This window comes from Streptomyces sp. NBC_00162 (assembly GCF_024611995.1).
In the GTDB taxonomy this organism is placed as follows: Bacteria; Actinomycetota; Actinomycetes; order Streptomycetales; family Streptomycetaceae; genus Streptomyces.
In genome coordinates this window covers 7,701,756-7,720,833 of record NZ_CP102509.1, presented here as the reverse complement: position 1 = coordinate 7,720,833, position 19,078 = coordinate 7,701,756, and the positions used below count along the sequence as shown (strand labels likewise).

The window sequence follows — 19,078 nt, the reverse complement described above, 5'->3', positions numbered from 1 at the left end:
CCGCCGCCCCCTCGCCTCGCCCGTCCTGCCCGACGCGGGCCGCACACTTATGCGGCCCTCACAGGGCGTGTGCAGCCTAGGCCAATCGTTTGACGCCGAGCAAGTATTCGGAAACGCCCCGGCCGCGCAATGTTTCGCATGTGTTAATGAGCAACTACATCCCGGGCCTAGCGGGCGCGCCAACTGTCCAGTTGGGCGGGGAAGGACCGGAATGAGCAATTCCCACCACGGGGCCGGGCGGCCCGGTGATGAAACTCACCCCACGTGACGCCATTCGCCGAACGCGAGCCCCTCGGCCGTGAGATCCTGCCGGGCGATCCGCAGCCCGCCGTCCGTGTCGAGCATCGCGATCGTGACCGAGCCGCGGGCGTCGAGAGCAAGGGCCGGGAGTCCCGCGCACCGGTCTCCGACAGGGGCCCACCAGGCCCCGTACTGCTCACCCTCCGTGGGATAGGCCGCGATCTCCGGGTATCCCTCGGCGCCGCGCTGGAGGAGGACCGTGCAGTCGTAACCGTTGATGGGCGTACGGACGACGCCGACCGGGCCGACGCCACCCGCGCCGCCCAGGGACATGAACCCGCTCGTCGTCACCACGCCGAACCGCTGCGGCCGGCAGGCGACGACGGTTCCGTCCGCCGGGGCGCGCCAGAAGTGGGTGGCGACGCCGGGGCTCGTCTCGCAGGAGCTGTACGTCCCTTCGACGGCGTCCGCTTCCATCCGGCCCAGCCAGGTGAGGGCCCCGTCCCCCGGCTTCGTCTGACCCATCTGCACGGCACCGCCCCGGAAGGGCGCCAGGAACCCGACCCTGCCCTGGATCGGCTCGGTCGGCACGATCGCACCGCGCACCCACCTGAGTTCATGGTCGGCCCACGCGGTCCATGACCCGTCGGAGCGCTGGCTCCGGGCGCGAATGCCCGCCCCGAAACGGGTGACGAAGTAGTGGAGGGAGCCCGATCCGTCGGCGAGGACGACGGGGGCGCCCGGAGCGGGTGCCGAATCGTCGCCCGGCGGGAAGGGATTGCCCACGGCGCGCCAGTCGCTCAGCGGCCGACTTGTCTGATATTGGGCCGCTATGACGAATTCGCGGCCGTCCGGCGCCCCGTCCCGGTGGCGGATGGCGGCGAACCAGACGAAGCCGTTGGAGTCCTGGGTCAGCGTGTACCGGCCGGCCCAGCCCTCTACGGGGAACAGGTCGGGCCCGTGCCAGACGTCCGAGCCGGGTGCCGACTCCGTCCAGCGCACCAGGCCCTCGGCGCAGCTCGCGTAGGCGGTCAGCCGGCCGTCGCGCCCCAGGCGCAGCCAGCCCGGGGCGGCGTGTCCGCCGTCGGCCGCGGCGGCTATCTCGGAGCCCGGGACCGCAGGCTCGCCGGAGATGGCCCCTCGGTCCGTGTCCGCACGTCCGCGTCGCGCCATGTCCTGCCCACTCCTGCCCGCGATCGTCCCTTTTGTCCGGCCTGGCCCGGCGGGCCGTGGGACAATTTACGGCAGCGCGGCAACCCCTCGATGCCAGGGTCGGGTGTTCACGACGGCCCCGGCATCCGTGCAACCTAGCCTGTCGGGCCTGCGCGTACTACCTGGGGAGTACGCCGCGAACGCTACGCCGGGGTGACGCGGGTGACGGCGGGCGCGCACTAGCGTGGTCGTATGGAAATGCGGCGTGAGCGCCCCGGTCCTCCGTGGCGACGATGGGTGGAGCGGACCGGGCGGGGCCCGGCCTGGCGCTCGGTGCTGCTCGTCGCCGTCTTCGCGCAGGCCGCCTCCGGCTGGGCCGCGCGGGAGCAGCCCGGGCGGGTGGGGCTGGACGCGTTCGCGCGGCTTCTGCTGCTGCTCGGGCCCGCACTGCTCCTGGCCCGGCACCGGCATCCGGTGGCCGTGGCGTACGGGGTCAGCGCCGTCACCCTGGTGTACATCGGCGCCGGGTACCCGTACGGCCCGGTGTTCGTCAGCCTGGCGCTGGCCTGTTTCGCGGCCGTCGTCGCCGGTCACCGCTCAGCCGCCTGGGGGGCCGTCGGGCTGCTCTGGGCCGGGCACCTGCTCATCGCCCACTGGCTGTACCAGTGGCTCCCGCCCGCCGGGGACGGCCCGGCGCCCTGGGGGCAGGAGCTGGCCATTACCGCGTGGGTGCTCGCGATGCTCGCCGTCGCCGAGCTGGTCCGCGTACGGCGGGAGCAGTGGGCCCGTGAGCGGGTCGAGCGGGCTGCCGCCGAGCGGCGCCGGGTGGACGAGGAGCGGCTGCGCATCGCCCGTGAACTGCACGACGTCCTCGCCCACAGCATTTCGGTGATCAACGTCCAGGCGGGCGTCGGGCTGGCCCTGCTCGACACCGACCCCGAGCAGGCCCGTACGGCTCTGACCACCATCAAGGCCGCCAGCAAGGAGGCCCTGGGCGAGGTCCGGCAAGTCCTCGACACCCTGCGCACCCCCGGTGACGCGCCCCGCGCCCCCGCCCCCGGTCTCGACCGCCTTCCCGAGCTCGTCGAGCAGGCCGCGGCGGCCGGCCTCGCCGTGGAGGTGGCGGCCGAGGGGACGCCGCGGGCGTTGCCGCCCGGCGCGGACCTGGCCGCCTTCCGGATCCTGCAGGAGGCGCTGACCAACGTCGTACGGCACTCCGGTGCGCGCACCGCGCGCGTCGGCCTCATATGGCAGCCGCGCGCCCTGGAGCTGCGCGTGGACGACGAGGGCCCGGCCACCGGAGGCGCCGCGGGGGGCAGTGGGAACGGGCTCGTGGGCATGCGTGAGCGGGCCGCCGCCCTGGGCGGCACGATCGAGGCCGGGCCGCGTACCGGCGGGGGTTTCCGGGTGGTGGCGAGGCTGCCGCTGAAGGCCGTCACGTCCCAGGAGGACCCGTGATCCGTGTACTGCTCGCCGACGACCAGCTCCTCGTCCGGGCGGGGTTCCGGGCGCTGCTCTCGGCGCAGCCCGACATCGAGGTGGCCGGTGAGGCGGCCGACGGGGACGAGGCCGTGCGGATGGTGCGGGAGCTGCGCCCCGACGTCGTCCTCATGGACATCCGGATGCCGGTGCTGGACGGGCTCGCCGCCACCCGGCGGATCACCGAGGACGGGGCGCTGGCTGCCGTCAGGGTCGTCATGCTCACCACCTTCGAACTCGACGAGTACGTCTTCGAGGCGATCCGGTCCGGCGCCTCGGGCTTCCTCGTCAAGGACACCGAGCCGGAGGAACTGCTGCGCGCGGTCCGTGCGGTGGTGGAGGGCGACGCGCTGCTGTCCCCGGGCGTGACCCGCCGTCTGATCTCGGAGTTCGCGGCCCGCTCGAAGCGGCCCGCGGCCGCGGCGGATCTGGGCCGGCTCACGGACCGGGAGCGGGAGGTGATGGCGCTGGTGGGCATGGGCCTGTCCAACGAGGAGATCGCCCGCCGCCTGGTCGTCAGCCCCCTCACCGCGAAGACCCACGTCAGCCGGACCATGGTCAAGCTCGGCGCCCGCGACCGCGCCCAGCTGGTGGTCCTGGCCTACGAGTCGGGGCTGGTACGGCCGGGCTGGCTCGGCTGACACCGGGCCCCGCGCGCCGCCGTACTCCCCTGGTCGTAGGCGCGGTGCAGCCGGCCGTACGACGACCCGGGCCCCTCCCGGAGGCAGTCTCGGAGTGAGACGAAACGTCCGCACCTCCGAACCTCCGAGGAGATGAACCGAGATGAACACCCTCACCACCCTCGCGTACGACGGGCCCGGCCCGTGGATCCTGTTCTTCCCGCTGATCTGGGCGGCGGTCGTGATCGGCGCCGTGACCGTGCTGCGCCGCACCGTGTGGCGCGGCCGCCGCGGGCCGTGGCAGGCCCGGGGAGCGGCCTACGGCGAGCAGTCGCCCATCGGGATCCTGGGGCGCCGCTTCGCGTCCGGCGAGATCGACGAGGACGAGTACTGGCGGCGGCTGTCCGTGCTGGACGAGCAGTTCGGCCCCGCTTCCAAGGGCGGCGCGGCCTGAGCCCCGTCACCTCCGGCCGCCCGGGAGCTCAGGTGCACCTGGGTACACCCCAGCCCGGTGGTCAGGTGCACTGACCGGGTTCGTTCCGCCCGGCATCGTCGTCCGTGAGTACACGGTCAACGACGCGGAGCGGAGCGGGACATGGAGACGTTCGAGGACATCGGGGCGGCGCGGTCACAGCGGGTGTGGGGGACGGCGGGCGGGTTCCTCGCGGTGGCCTTCGCGGCGGCGGGTGCGCTGGGGGCGGTGCAACAGGCCGCCGGGGTACCCGCCGAGGTGATCCAGCTGGCTCAGTTCGGACCGGCCGCCGCGGTGGCCGCGCTGGCGCTGGTCCAGCGCGACCGGGTCGCCCGGCTGGTCCGCGGGGCCGGGCCGTCCGGGGCCGGGCGGGGCGGGGCCGGGCGGGGCGCGGCGCTGCTCGCCACGGCTCCGCTGATCACCGTGCTGGCGATCCTGGCCTACCTGCTGGTCCAAGGCGGCGCGGCCGACGGCTGGTTCACCCGCCCCGGTTCCCTGGAACACTCCTTCGCGCTGATCGTCGTGGCGCAGCTGGTGGGGGCGTGCGCCGAGGAGCTCGGCTGGCGCTGTCTCCTCCAGCCGCTGCTGCGCACCCGGTTCGGCGTGCTCGCGTCCTCGGTCACCGTGGGTGTGCTGTGGGGGCTGTGGCACGTGCCGGTGTTCGCACAGCGCCCGCAGTACGCGGCGGCCTTCCTCGCCGCGACCGTGGCCATGTCGGTGGTGCTGGGCCTCGCGCTCGAGGGCGCGGGCGGGGCCCGCCGGCTGCTGCTCGCGGGCGGCTTCCACACCCTGGTCAACCTCGGCATGCTGCTCTTCCTGGACGAGGAGTCCGGCGCCGTCCTGCCGATGGTCTGCTTCGGGTCGGCGTGCCTGCTCGCGGCCCTGCCGTGGGTCATGAGGACACCTTCCGGGGCCGGTTCGGCTGCGGCTACCCTGCACAGGACATGAGTTCGACATCCCGTTCCCTGACCGCCGCCTGGCGGTGCCAGCTGGCGAGTCTGGCGGCGGTGGCCGCGGCCTTCACGGGGGCGGGGGTGGTCGGAGCCCTGCTGCTCCTGCCCCTCGGCCTCGGCGGGCGGATGCTGCCGGCCGCCGCCCGCGCGCTGCGCCGCCGGTCCGACCACTCCCGCGAGCGGGCCGGGGTGTGGTCGGGAGTACGGATCGGCCCGCCGGAGCCCCTCCCCCGCGCGGCCCGCGCCGTCCTCACCGAGGAGGGCTTCTGGCGCGACCTGAGGTGGGCCTGGCTGGAGCCGTCGGCCGGGGGCCTGCTGGTCACCGTCCCGCTCGCCCTCATCGAGTACGGGGCCTTCGGCGCGCTCGTCCAGCCGTTCGTCTGGCGTCACCTCGGCGACGGCAACTGGTACGCCTTCGTCCTCGTGGACAGCACTCCCGCCATGCTCGCGGCGCTGGCCCTGGGAGTGGCCTTCATGGCTCTCGGCGCCGCCGCCGCACCGCGCGTCCTGCGCCTGCACGCCCGCTGGACCCGCCTGTGCCTCGGCGCGCCCCGCAGCGCCGAACTCGCGCACCGCATCGAGCAGCTGACCGACGGGCGCAGGGCCGCCCTCGACTCCCAGGCGGCCGAACTGCAGCGCATCGAGCGGGACCTGCACGACGGTGCGCAGGCCCGGCTCGTCGCCCTGGGCATGCGGCTCGACTCCGCCACCCGGCTGCTGGAGCGCGATCCGGCGGCCGCCCGTACCGAACTGCTGGAAGTGCGCGCCCTGTCGGCGCGCGCGCTCGAGGACCTGCGCGACCTGGTCCGGGGCATCCAGCCGCCGGTGCTCACCGACCGCGGACTGGGCGACGCGCTGCGCTCGCTGGCGCTCGACAGTTTCCTCGACGTACGGGTCGAAGCCCGGCTGCCCGGGCGGCTGGCCGCGCCCGTCGAATCGGCCGCCTACTTCGCGGTCAACGAGCTGCTGGCCAACGCGGCGAAGCACGCCGGCGCCGACCGCGTCGGCATCGTCGTCGAGCACGACGGCGGCCGGGACCCGCGGCTGCGCGTGACCGTCACCGACGACGGCCGCGGCGGCGCGGACCCCGCCGGGGGGACCGGGCTGCTCGGCGTCCGGAGCCGGTTGGCTACCTTCGACGGGACCCTCGCCCTGCACAGCCCGCCGGGCGGACCGACCACCGTGACGTTGGAGATTCCGTGCGCGTTGTCCTCGCCGAAGACCTCTTCCTCCTGAGGGACGGGCTGGAGCGCACCCTGCGGGAGCACGGCTTCGACATCGTCGCCTCGGTGGACAACGGCCCCTCGCTGCTGCGCGCCCTGCTGGAGGAGGAACCGGACGTCGCGGTCGTCGACGTACGCCTGCCGCCGACCCTGACCGACGAGGGCCTCCAGGCCGCGCTCGAAGCCCGCCGCCGGCGCCCGGGGCTGCCCGTCCTCGTGCTCTCCCAGTACGTCGACCAGCTCTACGCCAACGAGTTGCTGGCCGGTGACGACGGAGGCGTCGGATACCTCCTCAAGGACCGGGTCACCGACACCGGCCAGTTCGTCGACGCCGTACGACGGGTCGCCGCGGGCGGCACCGTCCTGGACCAGCAGGTCATCTCCAGGCTGCTCTCGCGCGGCGACGCCCGGGGAACCATAGCGAGCCTCACCGCGCGGGAGCGGGACGTACTGGAACTGATGGCGGAGGGCCGGTCCAACGCCGCGATCGCGCTCACCCTGCACTTCAGCGAGAGCGCCGTCGCCAAGCACACGGCGAGCATCTTCGCCAAGCTCCGGATCGCGCCCTGCGCCGAGGACAACCGGCGGGTGCTCGCCGTGCTCGCCTACCTGCGCCGCTGAGGGCCGAACGGCGACGCCCCGCAGACCCGGGGAACACCCCCCTACGGCAGGTCGTCGGTCGGCGGGTCCGCGGTGTACACGTGGGGCTCGTCGGAGTCCCACTCCAGCAGCTCCGAGCCGCCGAGGACCACGTCGTCGGGATCGGGCATCCCGGCCCGCCGGAGGAACTCGATGACGTCCTGGTCCGAGCGGGCCACCCCGAGGGACTCCTCGCCGCCCGCGGTCCGCAGCGTGACCTGCCGGCCTCCCGACGGGAAGATCCGGTGTACGACGACGGGTGCATGATGCATGTCTCCAGCCTCTCCCCCTCAGCCGGGCACGGCACCCCGAGGGGATCCGCTCAGGGGGTGCGCCCGGCCGCGGCGCGCGGGACGCGGAAGGCCGACGGCTCGGGGTAGGTCGCCGCCTCGGCCCGCACCACCTCCGCTATCTCCTCCTTGAAGGCGGGCTCGAAGAGGTCGACGTCCAGCAGCAGCCGCAGCCCCTTCAGGGTCGGGTCGAGCAGCGGCCGGGCCATCCGGGAGCCGCCGCCGGAGACACCCCGGAACCCCGCGCGGGCCGTCCCCGCCCGTCCGGCCAGGCGGTCTTCCAGGCCTGCCGTCGTGAAACCGGCGAGCAGGGCGAGTTCGGTGAGGAACCTGCGGGTTCCGAGGGCCATCTCCTCGGCACCCTGGAGGGTCTGGACGGAGCCGCCCGCCACCTTGAAGTCGTCGCTGGTCCGCTTGAGGCCGCGCGCCTCGTACACCGCGAGCGACTCCTCGAAGAGCCGGCCCGCCTCGTCGACCGCCTTCATCGCCGCAATCAGCTGGTCGATGTCGATCTCGCGCTCCACGCTGCCTCCCGATCCGGAACTGTGCTGCACAGACCGTAGGAGGCAAAGCCTCCGCTACGGAACACCTGTGCCGGAGAGAGATCGGGAAGTCACCGGACCGTCACCACCGCCGCCCCCACCCCGGCCGACCCTTGCCACAGGGGCGTCGCGTCAACCCGCCACGCCCTCTTGCGGGTTGACGCCCGGATACCAACAATGCGCATGACAACCGAAGGATCTTCGGTCGCATTGTCCTCAGAGGGGAACCCCCACATGAAAAAGCCTCTCGCCGGCGCCTTGTTAGCCCTGCTCCTCGTGGGAGCCGCGGGCGCCCCGGCCATCGCCGCACCGGCCGTCGCGGTCACCTACGCGGGCACCGTCGCCCTCAGCAACTGCTCCGGCTCCGTCGTCCGCGCACCCGCCTCCCAGCCGAACGATCCCGCACTGGTCCTGTCCAACGGGCACTGTCTGGAGACCGGCTTCCCCGTGGCCGGCGAGGTCGTCAAGGACCAGCCCTCCACCCGCTCGTTCTCGCTGCTCAACGCCGCGGGCTCCAAGGTCGGCACGCTGCGCGCCAGCAAGATCTCGTACGCGACCATGACCGACACGGACGTCTCGGTCTACCAGCTGACCAAGACGTACGCCCAGATCCAGAGCCAGTACGGCATCACCGCGCTCACTCTCAATGACACCCGCCCCACGCAGGGTTCGGCCATCAAGGTCGTCTCCGGCTACTGGAAGCGGACCTACAGCTGTTCCGTGGACGGCTTCGCCTACCGCCTCAAAGAGGGCGAATGGACCTGGAAGGACTCGGTCCGCTACACCTCGTCCTGCAACACCATCGGCGGGACTTCCGGCTCGCCCGTGATCGACACGGCGACCGGCAAGGTCGTCGCCGTCAACAACACGGGCAACGAGGACGGCGGCCGCTGCACGGACAACAATCCGTGCGAGGTCGACGAGAACGGCAACGTAACGGTCCGCCAGGGCATCAACTACGCACAGGAGACCTACACCCTCGTCCCCTGCATAGCCCCCGGCAACAAGATCGACCTGAACCGTCCCGGCTGCGTGCTGCCGAAGCCGTAGCCACGTAGCCGTAGCTCCCTGGACTCCGCACGCCCCCTGCCGCCGGCTCCCCAAAGCCGGGCGACAGGGGGCGTGCTCCGCGAACAGTCCCCCGCCCGGCCCCTGGACAGGGATACTCGGACGCGTGGAACTGCACATCGATCACCGCTGGCTGCTGGAGCGGCAGGAGTCGCTGTTCAAGGACGTGGCGGTGGCCGACCACTCCGCGCTGGTCGCCGCCGTCGCCCGGCACCGGGTGAACACGCCCAGCCTGGACGTGGACGCCCCCGACGCGTACTGGCGCGCGGCCGCCCTCCTGGAGGCGATCGTCCTGCTCCGCCCGCTCCCCGACGCCAACGAGTTCTTCGGCTACGGGGTCGCCGTCGCCTACATCGAGGCTTCCGGCAAGGCGGTGGACGCCTCGTACGAGCAGTGGCGCGACCTGATCACCGACATCCGCCTGTTCCGCGCCACGGTCTTCGACGTGGCCGCGCGCCTGCGGTCCTGGCAGCCCGCGTAGGACCAGGAAGGTGTCAGCGCCTGCGCTGGGCGGGGGTGCCCACGAGGAGGGCGTCGGAGACCAGGCGTGCGCCGCGGGACAGGCGGCCCAGCTGCTCCAGCTCCACGGCGTACATCCGGATCGTGTTCTCGATGACCGCCTCGCCGACGCCCAGCATGGGCAGCTCGGCCCGGCTGGTCTGGAGGGCCACCCGCACCGCGCGCATCTCGTGCTGGAGCTGGAGCTGGACGTGCCGCGCCAGCAGGGCGTGGTGGCGGGTCAGCGTCAGATAGCTGCCGTAGCGGGCCGGGAGCAGGTCCCTCAGCCAGCGCGTGGCCGAGCGTTCCCAGTCGTGGGTCCCGGGGGCCTTGACCTGCAGGGGCCAGTCCGGGCTGCGCGTGATGGTGGCCGTCAGGGGCATTCTCGTCACTTCCGAGGGGTGTCGAACTCTGATCGAGACGTTGCTGGTGGGCGGCCTCGGCCCAGGGGTTGACCGAGGCCGCCATGGGCGCCCAGCGGGATCCGAAGGCCGGGACTCGACGCGTGGTCACGACGTGAGGAGGTCGTCGTGCCGCGCGTGCGTTCAGGAGGGGGTCCTCCTCCTTGGCATCTGGTGGATCCGGAGCGCCGCCGTCAGTAAACATATATACCGTCGAGTAGGCAAGCGTATGAAAAATTTCATGCACCTCCCAGGTTGAATATGCCCCTGGTCAGCACCCGCATAAATCCGCCCCGACCAGCCCTTACAGGAAGAATCCGTGCTGGTCGGCGACCTGCTCGTAGCCCTCCAGGCGCGCCTGCGTGCGCTCGGGGTCCGCGTCGGCCATGGCCTGGAGCAGGGCCGCGGAAAGCATCCCGGGAGCCGCGTACGAGTCGAACACCAGGCGCGAGCCGGTTCCCGCCTTCAGGGTCACGTCCGCCTCGTCCACGAGCGGCCCGAGGGTCGGATCCGTGATCAGGACGACGCGCAGCCCCGTACTGCGGGCGGCCCGGACGGCCGCCAGGGTCTCCTTGGCGTGCCGCGGCATGGCGAAGGCCAGGACCCAGGTCCCGCCGGCCGCCTTGGACTGGAGCAGCGCGTCGTACGCCACGCTGCCGCCTCGGGTCACCAGGCGCACGTCGGGGTGGATGCGCCGGGCCGCGTAGGCGAAGTACTCGGCCAGGGACACCGAGATGCGCAGGCCGAGGACGGTCAGCGGCACCGATGCGGCCAGCTCGCGGCCGATGTCCAGTACCTGGTTGGTGTCGGCGAGCAGCCGGCGTACGTTCTCCAGGTTCTCGATCTCGGCGTCGACGGCCGCCTGCAGCTCGTTGCGGCGGATCTGCTCGCGGGTGTCCGGGGAGCCGGCCACCGCGCTCAGGGCGATGGGCTGGAGCACGTCGCGCAGGGCGGGGTAGCCGCTGAATCCGAGGGAGGCGGCGAAGCGGGTCACGGAGGGCTGGCTGACGCCGACCCGCTCGGCGAGTTCGGTGATCGACAGGAACGCCGCCTCGGTGAGGTGGTCGATCAGGTACTGCGCGATCCGGCGCTGGCCCGGGGAGAGGCGACGGCCGTCGAAGAGCGCGAGGAGCCGGTCGGCCGGGGGACGGATCTCCTCCGACGACTGCCCGCTCGGCTTGATCGCAGCTGCCTGAGCGCGTGCCTGCTGCCCCGATGACACCGGAAGGGCCTCCTTGACTATGTCACTCACGCTCAAACATAGCTCACGCCCCGTGGCCGACGAAGATCGGTCCACGCGCGCGGGCCGCACGCGGCGGGACCCGCACACACCGGTGTGCGGGTCCCGTCCGGGCCGCTCGGTTCACTTCGCGGCGGGGTTTTCCCAGCGGTAGAACTCGTGGGCCATCGCGTCCTTCGGACTGCGCCACGTGTCGGGGTTGTGCGGGCTGATGTAGGCGGTGAGCCGCTCGCTGAGCTGCCGGAACTCGGGGTGGTCGGTGACCTGCGCGATGGCGGGGCCCGGTGGCCGGTCCGCCTCGATCAGGTGCATGTACACATCACCGAACTGGAACAGGCTGCGGCGCGAGACTCCGACCAGGTGCGGCAGTTCGCCCGCGTCCGAGCCCGCGAAGAGCTCGGCGATGTCGGGAGCCGATCCCGGCGCCATGCGGGCGACGATGAGGGCGCGATGCGTCTGGTTCATCCGGGTGCTTGCCTTTCGCTTCAGATTCGGCTGACGGCGGGCGTGCGGTTCTCGCGTTCGCGCTGCTCGATCTTGTCCCGGATGAGCGCCATCTGGATCGGGGAGTTGCGGTTGATGTTGTCGGTCATCCACGCGTCGTCGACCGGCGCGTCCGGCTTCATCGCGAAGTCCTGGGTCCACTTCATCCGGGTGCCGCCCGGTACCGCGAAGTACTGCCAGTGGATGTCCATGTGCGCGAACGGGCCGGTCTCGACGCGCCGCGCCCGGACCGTGAGGTTCTCGCGGTCCACGGTCCGCTCCGAGACCCAGCTCCACACCTTGCCGTTCTCGTCGGGGTGCATGGTGAGGCGGAAGCGGGTGGTGGCCCCCTTCTGCTCGAGGATCTCCAGCGAGGCGTATTCGCTGAACAGCTGCGGCCAGTTGGGGAGGTCGTTGGTCATCTCCCACACGACGTCCACGGGGGCGTTGACGGTGATCTCGTTCTCGGTGTGTCCTGGCATGTCAGGCTCCTGTCATCAGGCTGTTGTTGACGAGGTCGAGGAACTCGCCGGGGGTCTTGCAGCGGTCGGCGTCGGTGGGCAGCGCCCGCCCGCGCCGGTTCTCCAGCTCGCCGACGATGCCGAGCAGGCCCAGCGAGTCCAGGCCGTACTCCTCGAAGGCCGAGTCCGGACTGCTCGCCAGCTGGGCGGGGTCGACGGTGATGCCGGCGGTCTTCATCAGGGCCGCCAGCTCCTCCAGGGTCAGTCGGTCGGACATGGTGGCTTCTCTCTTCCTACGGGGGGACTGAGCGGGTCCTGCCGGACGCGGACCCCGTGGGGACCACGCGGCCGTCACGGGGACTTGCGCAGGACGAGCGCGGAGTTCGAGCCCATCCGGCCGCGACTCAGCACGAGCGCGGTGCGCAGGTCCGCGGAGCGGGCACCGGAGGTGACCACGTCGAGGTCGTGGCACACGTCGAAGACGTTCGGGGTCGGCGGGACGATGCCGTGCTCCAGTGCCAGTACCGCGGCGGCGGTGTCGAGGGCGGGCGCCGCGCAGTACGCCCTGCCGGTACCGGTCTTCGGCGCCGTGACCGGTACCCTGCGCCCGTGTGCGCCGAGGGCGCCGGCGATGGCCGCCGCCTCGGCCGCGTCGGCCGCCGGCGTCCCGAGGGCGTCGGCGAAGACCACGTCGACCTCCTCCGGGGCGCAGTCGGCTTCGCGCAGCGCGCCCCGGATCGCGTGGGCCAGCCCTTCGCCCGCGTCGTCCGGCCGCCGGGTCCCGGTGAAGGTGGCGGCGTGGCCGGCCAGTACGGCGCGGACCGTGGCGCCCCGGCCGCGGGCGGCGGCCTCCTCCTCCACGAGGAACATCGCGCCACCCTCCGCGGGGACGTACCCGCAGGCCTGGGCGGTGAAGGGCCGGTAGGCGCGCTCGGGATCGTCCCGGGTGCTCAGGCCCTCGTACTCCAGCTGGCAGACGATGGAGTACGGCGCGAGGGGCGCCTCCGTGGCCCCGACGAGCATCGCCCGGCTGCCCTGGCGGATGGCCCGCGCGGCGTGCGCGAAGGCGTCGAGCCCGCCCGCCTCGTCGCTGGCGACGACCCCGCACGGTCCCTTGAGGCCGCGCCGGATGGAGATCTGGCCGGTGCTCGCGGCGTAGAACCAGGCGATGGACTGGTACGGGCCGACGTACCGGGGTCCCTGGTCCCAGAGCCGCTGCAGTTCGCGCTGCCCGAACTCGCCGCCGCCGGACCCGGCGGCCGTGACCACCCCGACCGAGAAGGGGTCGGCCTCGTAGTCGGCCCGGCCGAGCCGGGCGTCCTCCAGGGCGAGGTCGGCCGCGGCGAGGGCGTGGTGGGTGAAGCGGTCGGTCTGGACGAGGAAGCGGTCCTCGACCATCGCGCCGGGGTCAAAGCCCCGTACCTCGCCCGCGACCCGCAGCGGGAGGTGCTCGCAACCCGCCCGGGTGACGCGGTCCAGCACGCTGAGGCCGGACTGGGTCGCCTTCCAGAAGGCGTCGGCGCCGACGCCGTTGGGCGCGACGACCCCGATGCCCGTGATGACCGTACGGCTGGTCACGAGACCTCCTCCTTCGGCCGGGTCATGACCACGGCGGACTGGAATCCGCCGAAGCCACTGCCGACCGAGAGCACGCTGCGCAGCTTGCGGCCGCGGGCGGTGCGGGGTACGTAGTCCAGGTCGCACTCGGGGTCCGGCGTCTCGTAGTTCGCCGTGGGCGGTACGACCTGGTGGGTCATGGCGAGCACGCAGGCCGCCAGTTCGATCGCCCCGATGGCGCCGAGGGAGTGACCGACCATGGACTTGATGGAGGTCATCGGCGTCTTGTAGGCGTGCTCGCCCAGGACCCGCTTGACGGCCGCCGTCTCGTGGCGGTCGTTCTGCTTGGTGCCGGATCCGTGCGCGTTGACGTAGTCGATGTCCTTCGCGTCGATCCCGGCCTGGTCCAGGGCGGTCTGGATGGCCCGGGCCATCTCCAGCCCCTCGGCGGTCAGTCCCGTCATGTGGTGGGCGTTGCCGAAGGTGGCGTAGCCGCCGATCTCGCAGTAGACGGTCGCACCGCGGGCGCGGGCGTGTTCCAGCTCTTCGAGTACGAGGACGGCGCCGCCCTCGCCGAGGACGAACCCGTCCCGGTCGGCGTCGAACGGCCGGGAGGCGTGGGCCGGGTCGTCGTTGTTCGGCGAGGTCGCCTTGATGGCGTCGAAGCAGGCCACGGTGATCGGCGATATGGGCGAGTCCGAGGCCCCGGCGATGCACACGTCCATCCGGCCCTCCACGATGGAGTGCACGGCGTACCCGATGGCGTCGAGTCCGGAGGTGCAGCCGGTGGACACGGTCTGCACCGGGCCGCGCGCACCCGTCTGCTCCGCGACGGCGGAGGCGAGGGTCGCGGGCGTGAACGCCCGGTGCAGATGGGGCCCGGCGAGCTTCTCGTCCACGTCCCACCAGGCGCCGTTCTGGCTCACGGCCACGTAGTCGTGCTCCAGACGGGTGGTCCCGCCGACGGCGGTGCCCAGGGAGACGCCGGTGCGCCAGGCCTCGTCCGTGGTGAGGTCGAGTCCCGCGTCCAGCAGCGCCTCGCGGGCCGCGACGAGGGCGAACTGGATGTACCGGTCCGCCCGGGCCGCCTCACCCTCGCCGAGCCCGTGCGCGGCGGGGTCGAAGTCGACCTCGGCGGCTATCCGGGAGCGGAACCCGGCCGGGTCGAAGAGGGTGATGCCGCGGGTCGCCGTACGGCCGTTGGCGAGCAGGTCCCAGAAGGCCGAGACGCCGATCCCGCCGGGTGCGACGACGCCGACCCCGGTGACCGCCACCCGGCGGCCGGTCACGAGACCGCTCCCGTGCGGTCCGGGGGCTGCTCCCACGCGGTGCCCTCCGGGTGCGGTGCCTCTTCGGTGTCGACGTGGCCCAGTTCGGGGCGCGGGGCGAGCGGTCCGAGGTGGAAGACCATCCGGGCCTCGGTGCCGCCGACGTTGCGGAACCGGTGGCGCACGTTGAGCGGGACCAGCAGCCCCTGGTCGGTGCGCAGCGGGTGGGCCTCGCCGTCGAGGTCGACCTCCAGCCGGCCGGCGACCACGTACACGAACTCCTCGGAGTACGGGTGGTAGTGCTCGGCGATGGACTCGCCGGGGGCCATGATCGCCATGCCCATGAAGCCGCTGGTGGAGCCCACCGAGGTCGGGGTGAGCACGGCCCTCAGGTCGCCACCGCGCCGGCGGTTGGGCGGCGTCTCGCTGAGGTCGACGATGCGTGGGCGCTGTTTGGTCATGGCGGGTTCCTCCTGGCGTGTGGGGAGCCTGGACGGGCTGGGGGTGAGGACCGGGGCGGTCAGGACTGCGCGGGTGCCCGGCGGTCGGTGATGAGGTTCATCGTGTGGTGAGCGGCGCGGGTCCGCTCGGCGGGCCCGGCCGTCAGCCGGTCCAGCACGGCCGCCTTGCGCGGGCCGCGCACCCCCAGGGTGGTGTCGGGCTCGGCGTCGAGCGGGCCGCGCACGTCGACGAGGCGGACGACGATGTCGTCGCGCTGGAAGATGCTGCTGCTCCGTACGGGGCTCTGCGGGCGCGCTGCGGCGGCCTCGTCCTGACCGGCGAGGAAGCGGGCGAGCGCCTGGCCGCAGCCGGGCTTGGCCGGGTAGAACAGCGCGTGGCGCGTGACGTCCGCGGTGTCCGCTTCCCCGGCCGCGGCGATGTGGTGGACGGCGGGGAGCGCGGCCCGCATGAAGAACATGCGGGCGGACTCGGGATCGTTCAGGTTCCGGTCCTGCTCCAGGTAGGGGTTGATGGCCTCTTCGACGGCCCGTACCTCGGGCTGCTCGGAGACGTGCCGCAGGGCCGCCATCAGGTCGCCTTGGACCTCCACGGTCCGTACCACCCGGTTGCCGTGCATGAACAGGGAGGTCCGGCAGAGCCGGGTGTGGTCGTCGACCTTGGCCGCCGGGGAGGCGTAGCTGGAGAGGATGGCCGCGACCTCCTTCTCGCTGCCCGGCTTGACGGTGAAGGTGAGGGCGTGGCGGACGATGCCGGCGCCGAGGCGGGGCGCGGACTGGAGCCGGGCTCCGGCCGGCCGGGCCGCCTGGTCGTAGCCGCGGCCGGTCTCGCGCAGGACGGTGAACTTGAGCGGGCGCATGACGCGCGCGCAGGCACCGAGCGGCTTGACCTGTTCGGCATGGTGCTCGCTGTTGACCCATGCGAGGTACTGGGGCGCACTCTCCCACTCGCTGGTGATGAGCCACTGCGAGGGGTTCTCGAAGGACTGGCACAGCTGATCGCTGATGTGGCCCGGGACCGACGCGATGTCGTTGCGGAGCTTTTCGTACGCCTCGAAGAACTGCTGCTGGGTCCCCTCGTGGAGGTCCATCAGCAGGACGACCCGGAGCATGGAGCCGTCGAAGGCTGACTGCGACACCCGTTCGGACAGGGTGGTTGTCATCTACTCACTCCTTCATGAGGGGGTGGAGATCCATCGCGTACGGACCCCTCGTCCGTCACCGGTGGCGTCCGCCCGGGCCGGCGGCCGCTTCGGTCGGGAACGGCGGACCGGCAGATCTCAGGGGGAGCCGCTGTCGCTCATCGTCATCCGGGTGGGGACGTACCGCTACATGTCCGGATCAAGCGGGTGACAACCGGCGAATCATCCGGGCCTGATGGACGATCGGGGGCATAAAGAGTCCACTCCCCCACACAGAAAACAGGAGCCCGCAGCTGATGGAAGACAACGCCGATGTTCGCGTACCGGTTCTCGTCGTGGGCGGCTCCCTCGTGGGCCTGTCCACCTCGCTTTTCCTGAGCCGCCACGGAGTGAGGCACCTTCTGGTCGAGAAGCACTCCGGTACCTCCCCGCACCCGCGAGGCCGCGGCATCAACGCCCGGACCATGGAGCTCTTCCGCACGGCGGGGGCCGAACGCGCGATCCGCCATGCGGCATCCGCTCTGGAGGGCGTTCAGGGCATTCTGCAGGCCAGGTCACTGACCGACGGCGACCACACGTGGCTGATCAAGTCGGTGGACCCGTCGGGGGCGCTGCGCAAGTTCAGCCCCACCGGCTGGTGCCTGTGCAGCCAGAACAACATCGAGCCGGTGCTGGCCGCGCAGAGCCGCGCGCAGGGGGCCGAGATCCGGTTCTCCACCGAGCTGATGAGCTTCGACCAGGACGCGACGGGCGTGACCGCCCTGGTCAAGAACCGCACGACGGGCGAGCACACCACCGTGCGGGCCGACTTCCTGATCGCCGCCGACGGGCCGCGCAGCCCCGTAAGAGAGCAGCTGGGGATCCCCCAGACGGGTAACGGCGAGCTGTTCCACAACGTGAGCGTCACCTTCCGCTCGGAGCGGCTCATCGAGGTGCTGGGCGATCTGCGCTTCATCGTCTGCTACCTGATGCGGCCGGGAGCGGACGGGGCGCTGCTGCCGGTCGACAACGCGACGCAGTGGGTCTTCCACGCCCCCTGGCACCCGGACCGGGGCGAGACCCTGGAGGACTTCACCGACGAGCGGTGCGTGGAGCAGATCCGCAACGCCATCGGAGTGCCCGACCTGGATGTGGAGATCGGCGGAAAGGCTCCCTGGCACGCCGCCGAACGGGTGGCGGTGCGGTACTCGTCCGGCCGCCGGGTGTTCCTGGCCGGTGACGCGGCCCACGAGATGTCCCCGACCGGGGCCTTCGGCTCCAACACGGGCATCCAGGACGCGCACAACCTGGCCTGGAAGATCGCCGCGGTGCTGGACGGGGCGGCCGGCATCGAGCTGCTCGACACCTACGAGGCCGAGCGGCTGCCGGTGGCGAAGGCCACGAGCGAGCGGGCGTCGGCCCGTTCGGCGGAGCACAGCCACCCGGGGTACGCGCCGCCGCCCACCATGGGCGGCGGGCCGGGCAGCGGGGTGCTGCCCACGGCGATGGGCTACTGCTACCCGCGCGGCGCGGTCATCGGCGGCGATCCGGGACGGCCGATCATCCCCCAGGCGATGCGCCTGATGGGTGACACCGGCACCCGGGCCCCGCACATGTGGCTGCTCAGGGCCGGTGAGCGGATCTCCGCCCTGGACCTGTACGAGCGCTCGTTCGTACTGCTCAGCGGCGCGGGGACGCCGTGGCGGGATGCGGCCGCACGGGTGGCCGAGCAGCTGCCGGCCGCCCGGCTGGATGCCTACACCATCGGCTCCGGGCCGGGCGCCGACCTGCTCCAGGAGACGGGCGCCGACTGGGCCGAGGTCCACGGGATGCACCCCGAGGGCGCGCTGCTCGTACGCCCGGACGGGTTCGTGGCCTGGCGCTCCGAGGGCGCCGTCGCGGATCCCGCGGCGACGCTGCTCGAGGTCCTCACGACGGTGTTGCAGCGGAGGTGACCACTTCGCTTCCCTGTCCGCCGGCCGTGCGCCCGGCCGGCGGACGGGGTTCAGCGGCAGGCCCAGCAGCCTGCCCAGCAGCCGGCGTCCGGGCGGGCGGCGCGCCGCCGGCCGGCTTCCTGCCCGGCGCCCTTCGCCCGGGCGCGGGCATGGGCGGTGCGGCCCGCGTAGCAGGCGACCACGACGGCGATCGCCGCCAGTTCCTCGGGGCCGGCCAGGCCCCTCTCGACACGCAGCACGCTCGATATCGGAACGTCGTTCGGCATCGGCACGGCCTCTCGTACGGGTACGGTGCGCACGCCCCGCGACGGCGTGAAGGACGGGCCGTCCCGGCACCGGCGCGGGCTGCGCTCGGGCGGCTCGGCGCGCCTCGCGGGCGTGATCCGTATCTGCGTACGCCGCGCACTCTGCGTATCGCGCGGTTGCGCACCGGCCGGCGGACTCCTGTCGGGTCACCAGGACTCCTGACGCGACCGACGCTACAAGCGCGCGGGGGACCCGGCACGTTGGGCGGCCGGGGCCTTCTCGGGACGGCCGCGGCGGCGGCGCCGCCCCCGGCGGGCCGGCCGTGACCGGCCACGACGCCCTGCTCTGCCGGGGCTGCGCCGGACGGCTGTACGCCGTCTGCACCACCGACACCGGCGGCGGCCGCAAGAGCCGCGGCGCCGCGGCCGTCGGCGAGTGGGAGGTAGACCACGAGATGCCGGTGCTGTGCCCGCTTTCCGGGCTGCTTCCGCTGACCGGGACGGCCGCCGCCGTCCACGACCTCGCCGGTGCGCACGAGGTCCTCGGTCCGCCCGTATGAGGCGCGGCGGGTTGGGCCGTACGGGTGGGTTCCCGTCGGCACGGCCCGCCGTCCGCGCCGAGAACGTTCAAAGAATGAACTCCGTTGGCCCGCAGGCCCTTTCCCGGTTCGATGTCTTGACGCCCGAAGGGGCGGGGAGCACAGTGTCCAGCG

The 19,078-nt window shown here is 72.6% G+C and carries 23 protein-coding genes; 10 read left to right on the top strand and 13 right to left on the bottom strand.

The features are described from left to right. Nucleotides 1–255: 255 nt before the first annotated feature. Nucleotides 256–1,413, bottom strand: coding sequence for a hypothetical protein (locus tag JIW86_RS35635; RefSeq protein ID WP_257558319.1), 1,158 nt, complete (start codon nt 1,411–1,413; stop codon nt 256–258). 237 nt (nt 1,414–1,650) lie between these two features. Between JIW86_RS35635 and JIW86_RS35630 the strand changes: the two genes are divergently transcribed. The 6 genes from JIW86_RS35630 (at nt 1,651) to JIW86_RS35605 (ending at nt 6,760) form a co-directional block, all read left to right on the top strand. After that, complete coding sequence (locus tag JIW86_RS35630) at nt 1,651–2,850, top strand: sensor histidine kinase (protein WP_257559564.1); 1,200 nt, start codon at nt 1,651–1,653, stop codon at nt 2,848–2,850. Further along, nucleotides 2,847–3,512, top strand: a complete 666-nt coding sequence (locus JIW86_RS35625) for a response regulator (RefSeq protein WP_257558317.1) — start codon at nt 2,847–2,849, stop codon at nt 3,510–3,512. The genes JIW86_RS35630 and JIW86_RS35625 overlap by 4 nt, the downstream gene beginning before the upstream one ends. Before the next feature lie 142 nt (nt 3,513–3,654). Continuing rightward, nucleotides 3,655–3,945 carry an SHOCT domain-containing protein gene (locus JIW86_RS35620; protein WP_257558315.1) on the top strand — a complete coding sequence of 97 codons (291 nt, stop codon included), beginning with the start codon at nt 3,655–3,657 and terminating at the stop codon, nt 3,943–3,945. Nucleotides 3,946–4,086: 141 nt separating this feature from the next. Continuing rightward, entirely contained in the window at nt 4,087–4,911 is an 825-nt protein-coding gene (locus tag JIW86_RS35615; RefSeq protein WP_257558313.1) for a CPBP family intramembrane glutamic endopeptidase, read from the top strand. Continuing rightward, nucleotides 4,908–6,152, top strand: coding sequence for a sensor histidine kinase (locus JIW86_RS35610; protein WP_257558311.1), 1,245 nt, complete (start codon nt 4,908–4,910; stop codon nt 6,150–6,152). Before JIW86_RS35615 ends, JIW86_RS35610 begins: the two co-directional genes overlap by 4 nt. Further along, on the top strand, nt 6,116–6,760 hold the full coding sequence (locus JIW86_RS35605; RefSeq protein WP_215147092.1) for a response regulator transcription factor: 645 nt from the start codon (nt 6,116–6,118) through the stop codon (nt 6,758–6,760). Before JIW86_RS35610 ends, JIW86_RS35605 begins: the two co-directional genes overlap by 37 nt. Nucleotides 6,761–6,801: 41 nt before the next feature. On the opposite strand, the gene JIW86_RS35600 is transcribed toward JIW86_RS35605, so the two are convergent. Both JIW86_RS35600 and JIW86_RS35595 read right to left on the bottom strand, forming a co-directional pair. Continuing rightward, nucleotides 6,802–7,050, bottom strand: a complete 249-nt coding sequence (locus tag JIW86_RS35600) for a hypothetical protein (RefSeq protein ID WP_215147090.1) — start codon at nt 7,048–7,050, stop codon at nt 6,802–6,804. Between the two features lie 50 nt (nt 7,051–7,100). Beyond that, complete coding sequence (locus JIW86_RS35595) at nt 7,101–7,592, bottom strand: hypothetical protein (RefSeq protein WP_215147088.1); 492 nt, start codon at nt 7,590–7,592, stop codon at nt 7,101–7,103. A 252-nt stretch (nt 7,593–7,844) separates the two neighbouring features. On the opposite strand from JIW86_RS35595, the gene JIW86_RS35590 reads away from it, so the two are divergent. Together JIW86_RS35590 and JIW86_RS35585 are read left to right on the top strand one after the other, a co-directional pair. Then, nucleotides 7,845–8,660, top strand: a complete 816-nt coding sequence (locus JIW86_RS35590; RefSeq protein ID WP_257558308.1) for a S1 family peptidase — start codon at nt 7,845–7,847, stop codon at nt 8,658–8,660. Between the two features lie 124 nt (nt 8,661–8,784). After that, nucleotides 8,785–9,159, top strand: a complete 375-nt coding sequence (locus JIW86_RS35585) for a toxin Doc (RefSeq protein ID WP_215147085.1) — start codon at nt 8,785–8,787, stop codon at nt 9,157–9,159. Between the two features lie 13 nt (nt 9,160–9,172). Here JIW86_RS35585 and JIW86_RS35580 read toward each other — a convergent pair whose 3' ends face one another. From JIW86_RS35580 to JIW86_RS35540, 9 genes are all read right to left on the bottom strand, one after another. Further along, the gene (locus JIW86_RS35580; RefSeq protein WP_215147240.1) at nt 9,173–9,559 is read right to left on the bottom strand and encodes a hypothetical protein; all 387 of its coding nucleotides are present in this window, start codon (nt 9,557–9,559) and stop codon (nt 9,173–9,175) included. A 322-nt stretch (nt 9,560–9,881) separates the two neighbouring features. Beyond that, nucleotides 9,882–10,799, bottom strand: coding sequence for a MurR/RpiR family transcriptional regulator (locus JIW86_RS35575; RefSeq protein ID WP_215147083.1), 918 nt, complete (start codon nt 10,797–10,799; stop codon nt 9,882–9,884). Nucleotides 10,800–10,940: 141 nt separating this feature from the next. Further along, the gene (locus JIW86_RS35570) at nt 10,941–11,282 is read right to left on the bottom strand and encodes a TcmI family type II polyketide cyclase (RefSeq protein WP_215147081.1); all 342 of its coding nucleotides are present in this window, start codon (nt 11,280–11,282) and stop codon (nt 10,941–10,943) included. Between the two features lie 20 nt (nt 11,283–11,302). After that, entirely contained in the window at nt 11,303–11,782 is a 480-nt protein-coding gene (locus tag JIW86_RS35565; RefSeq protein ID WP_257558305.1) for an SRPBCC family protein, read from the bottom strand. Between the two features lies 1 nt (nt 11,783). After that, entirely contained in the window at nt 11,784–12,038 is a 255-nt protein-coding gene (locus tag JIW86_RS35560) for an acyl carrier protein (RefSeq protein ID WP_215147077.1), read from the bottom strand. Between the two features lie 74 nt (nt 12,039–12,112). After that, nucleotides 12,113–13,339 carry a beta-ketoacyl synthase N-terminal-like domain-containing protein gene (locus tag JIW86_RS35555; RefSeq protein ID WP_257558303.1) on the bottom strand — a complete coding sequence of 409 codons (1,227 nt, stop codon included), beginning with the start codon at nt 13,337–13,339 and terminating at the stop codon, nt 12,113–12,115. Next, nucleotides 13,336–14,607: a beta-ketoacyl-[acyl-carrier-protein] synthase family protein gene (locus tag JIW86_RS35550; protein ID WP_215147073.1), complete on the bottom strand. Its 1,272-nt coding sequence runs from the start codon at nt 14,605–14,607 to the stop codon at nt 13,336–13,338. The genes JIW86_RS35555 and JIW86_RS35550 overlap by 4 nt, the downstream gene beginning before the upstream one ends. After that, on the bottom strand, nt 14,604–15,047 hold the full coding sequence (locus tag JIW86_RS35545; protein WP_215147071.1) for a cupin domain-containing protein: 444 nt from the start codon (nt 15,045–15,047) through the stop codon (nt 14,604–14,606). Before JIW86_RS35545 ends, JIW86_RS35550 begins: the two co-directional genes overlap by 4 nt. A gap of 59 nt (nt 15,048–15,106) precedes the next feature. Continuing rightward, nucleotides 15,107–16,207, bottom strand: coding sequence for a SchA/CurD-like domain-containing protein (locus JIW86_RS35540; RefSeq protein ID WP_215147069.1), 1,101 nt, complete (start codon nt 16,205–16,207; stop codon nt 15,107–15,109). 275 nt (nt 16,208–16,482) lie between these two features. On the opposite strand from JIW86_RS35540, the gene JIW86_RS35535 reads away from it, so the two are divergent. Further along, nucleotides 16,483–18,120, top strand: a complete 1,638-nt coding sequence (locus JIW86_RS35535) for an FAD-dependent oxidoreductase (protein WP_257558300.1) — start codon at nt 16,483–16,485, stop codon at nt 18,118–18,120. A gap of 50 nt (nt 18,121–18,170) precedes the next feature. On the opposite strand, the gene JIW86_RS35530 is transcribed toward JIW86_RS35535, so the two are convergent. Further along, nucleotides 18,171–18,359: an acyl-CoA carboxylase epsilon subunit gene (locus JIW86_RS35530; RefSeq protein WP_257558298.1), complete on the bottom strand. Its 189-nt coding sequence runs from the start codon at nt 18,357–18,359 to the stop codon at nt 18,171–18,173. 329 nt (nt 18,360–18,688) lie between these two features. Between JIW86_RS35530 and JIW86_RS35525 the strand changes: the two genes are divergently transcribed. Next, nucleotides 18,689–18,925 carry a hypothetical protein gene (locus JIW86_RS35525; RefSeq protein WP_257558296.1) on the top strand — a complete coding sequence of 79 codons (237 nt, stop codon included), beginning with the start codon at nt 18,689–18,691 and terminating at the stop codon, nt 18,923–18,925. Nucleotides 18,926–19,078: the final 153 nt, after the last annotated feature.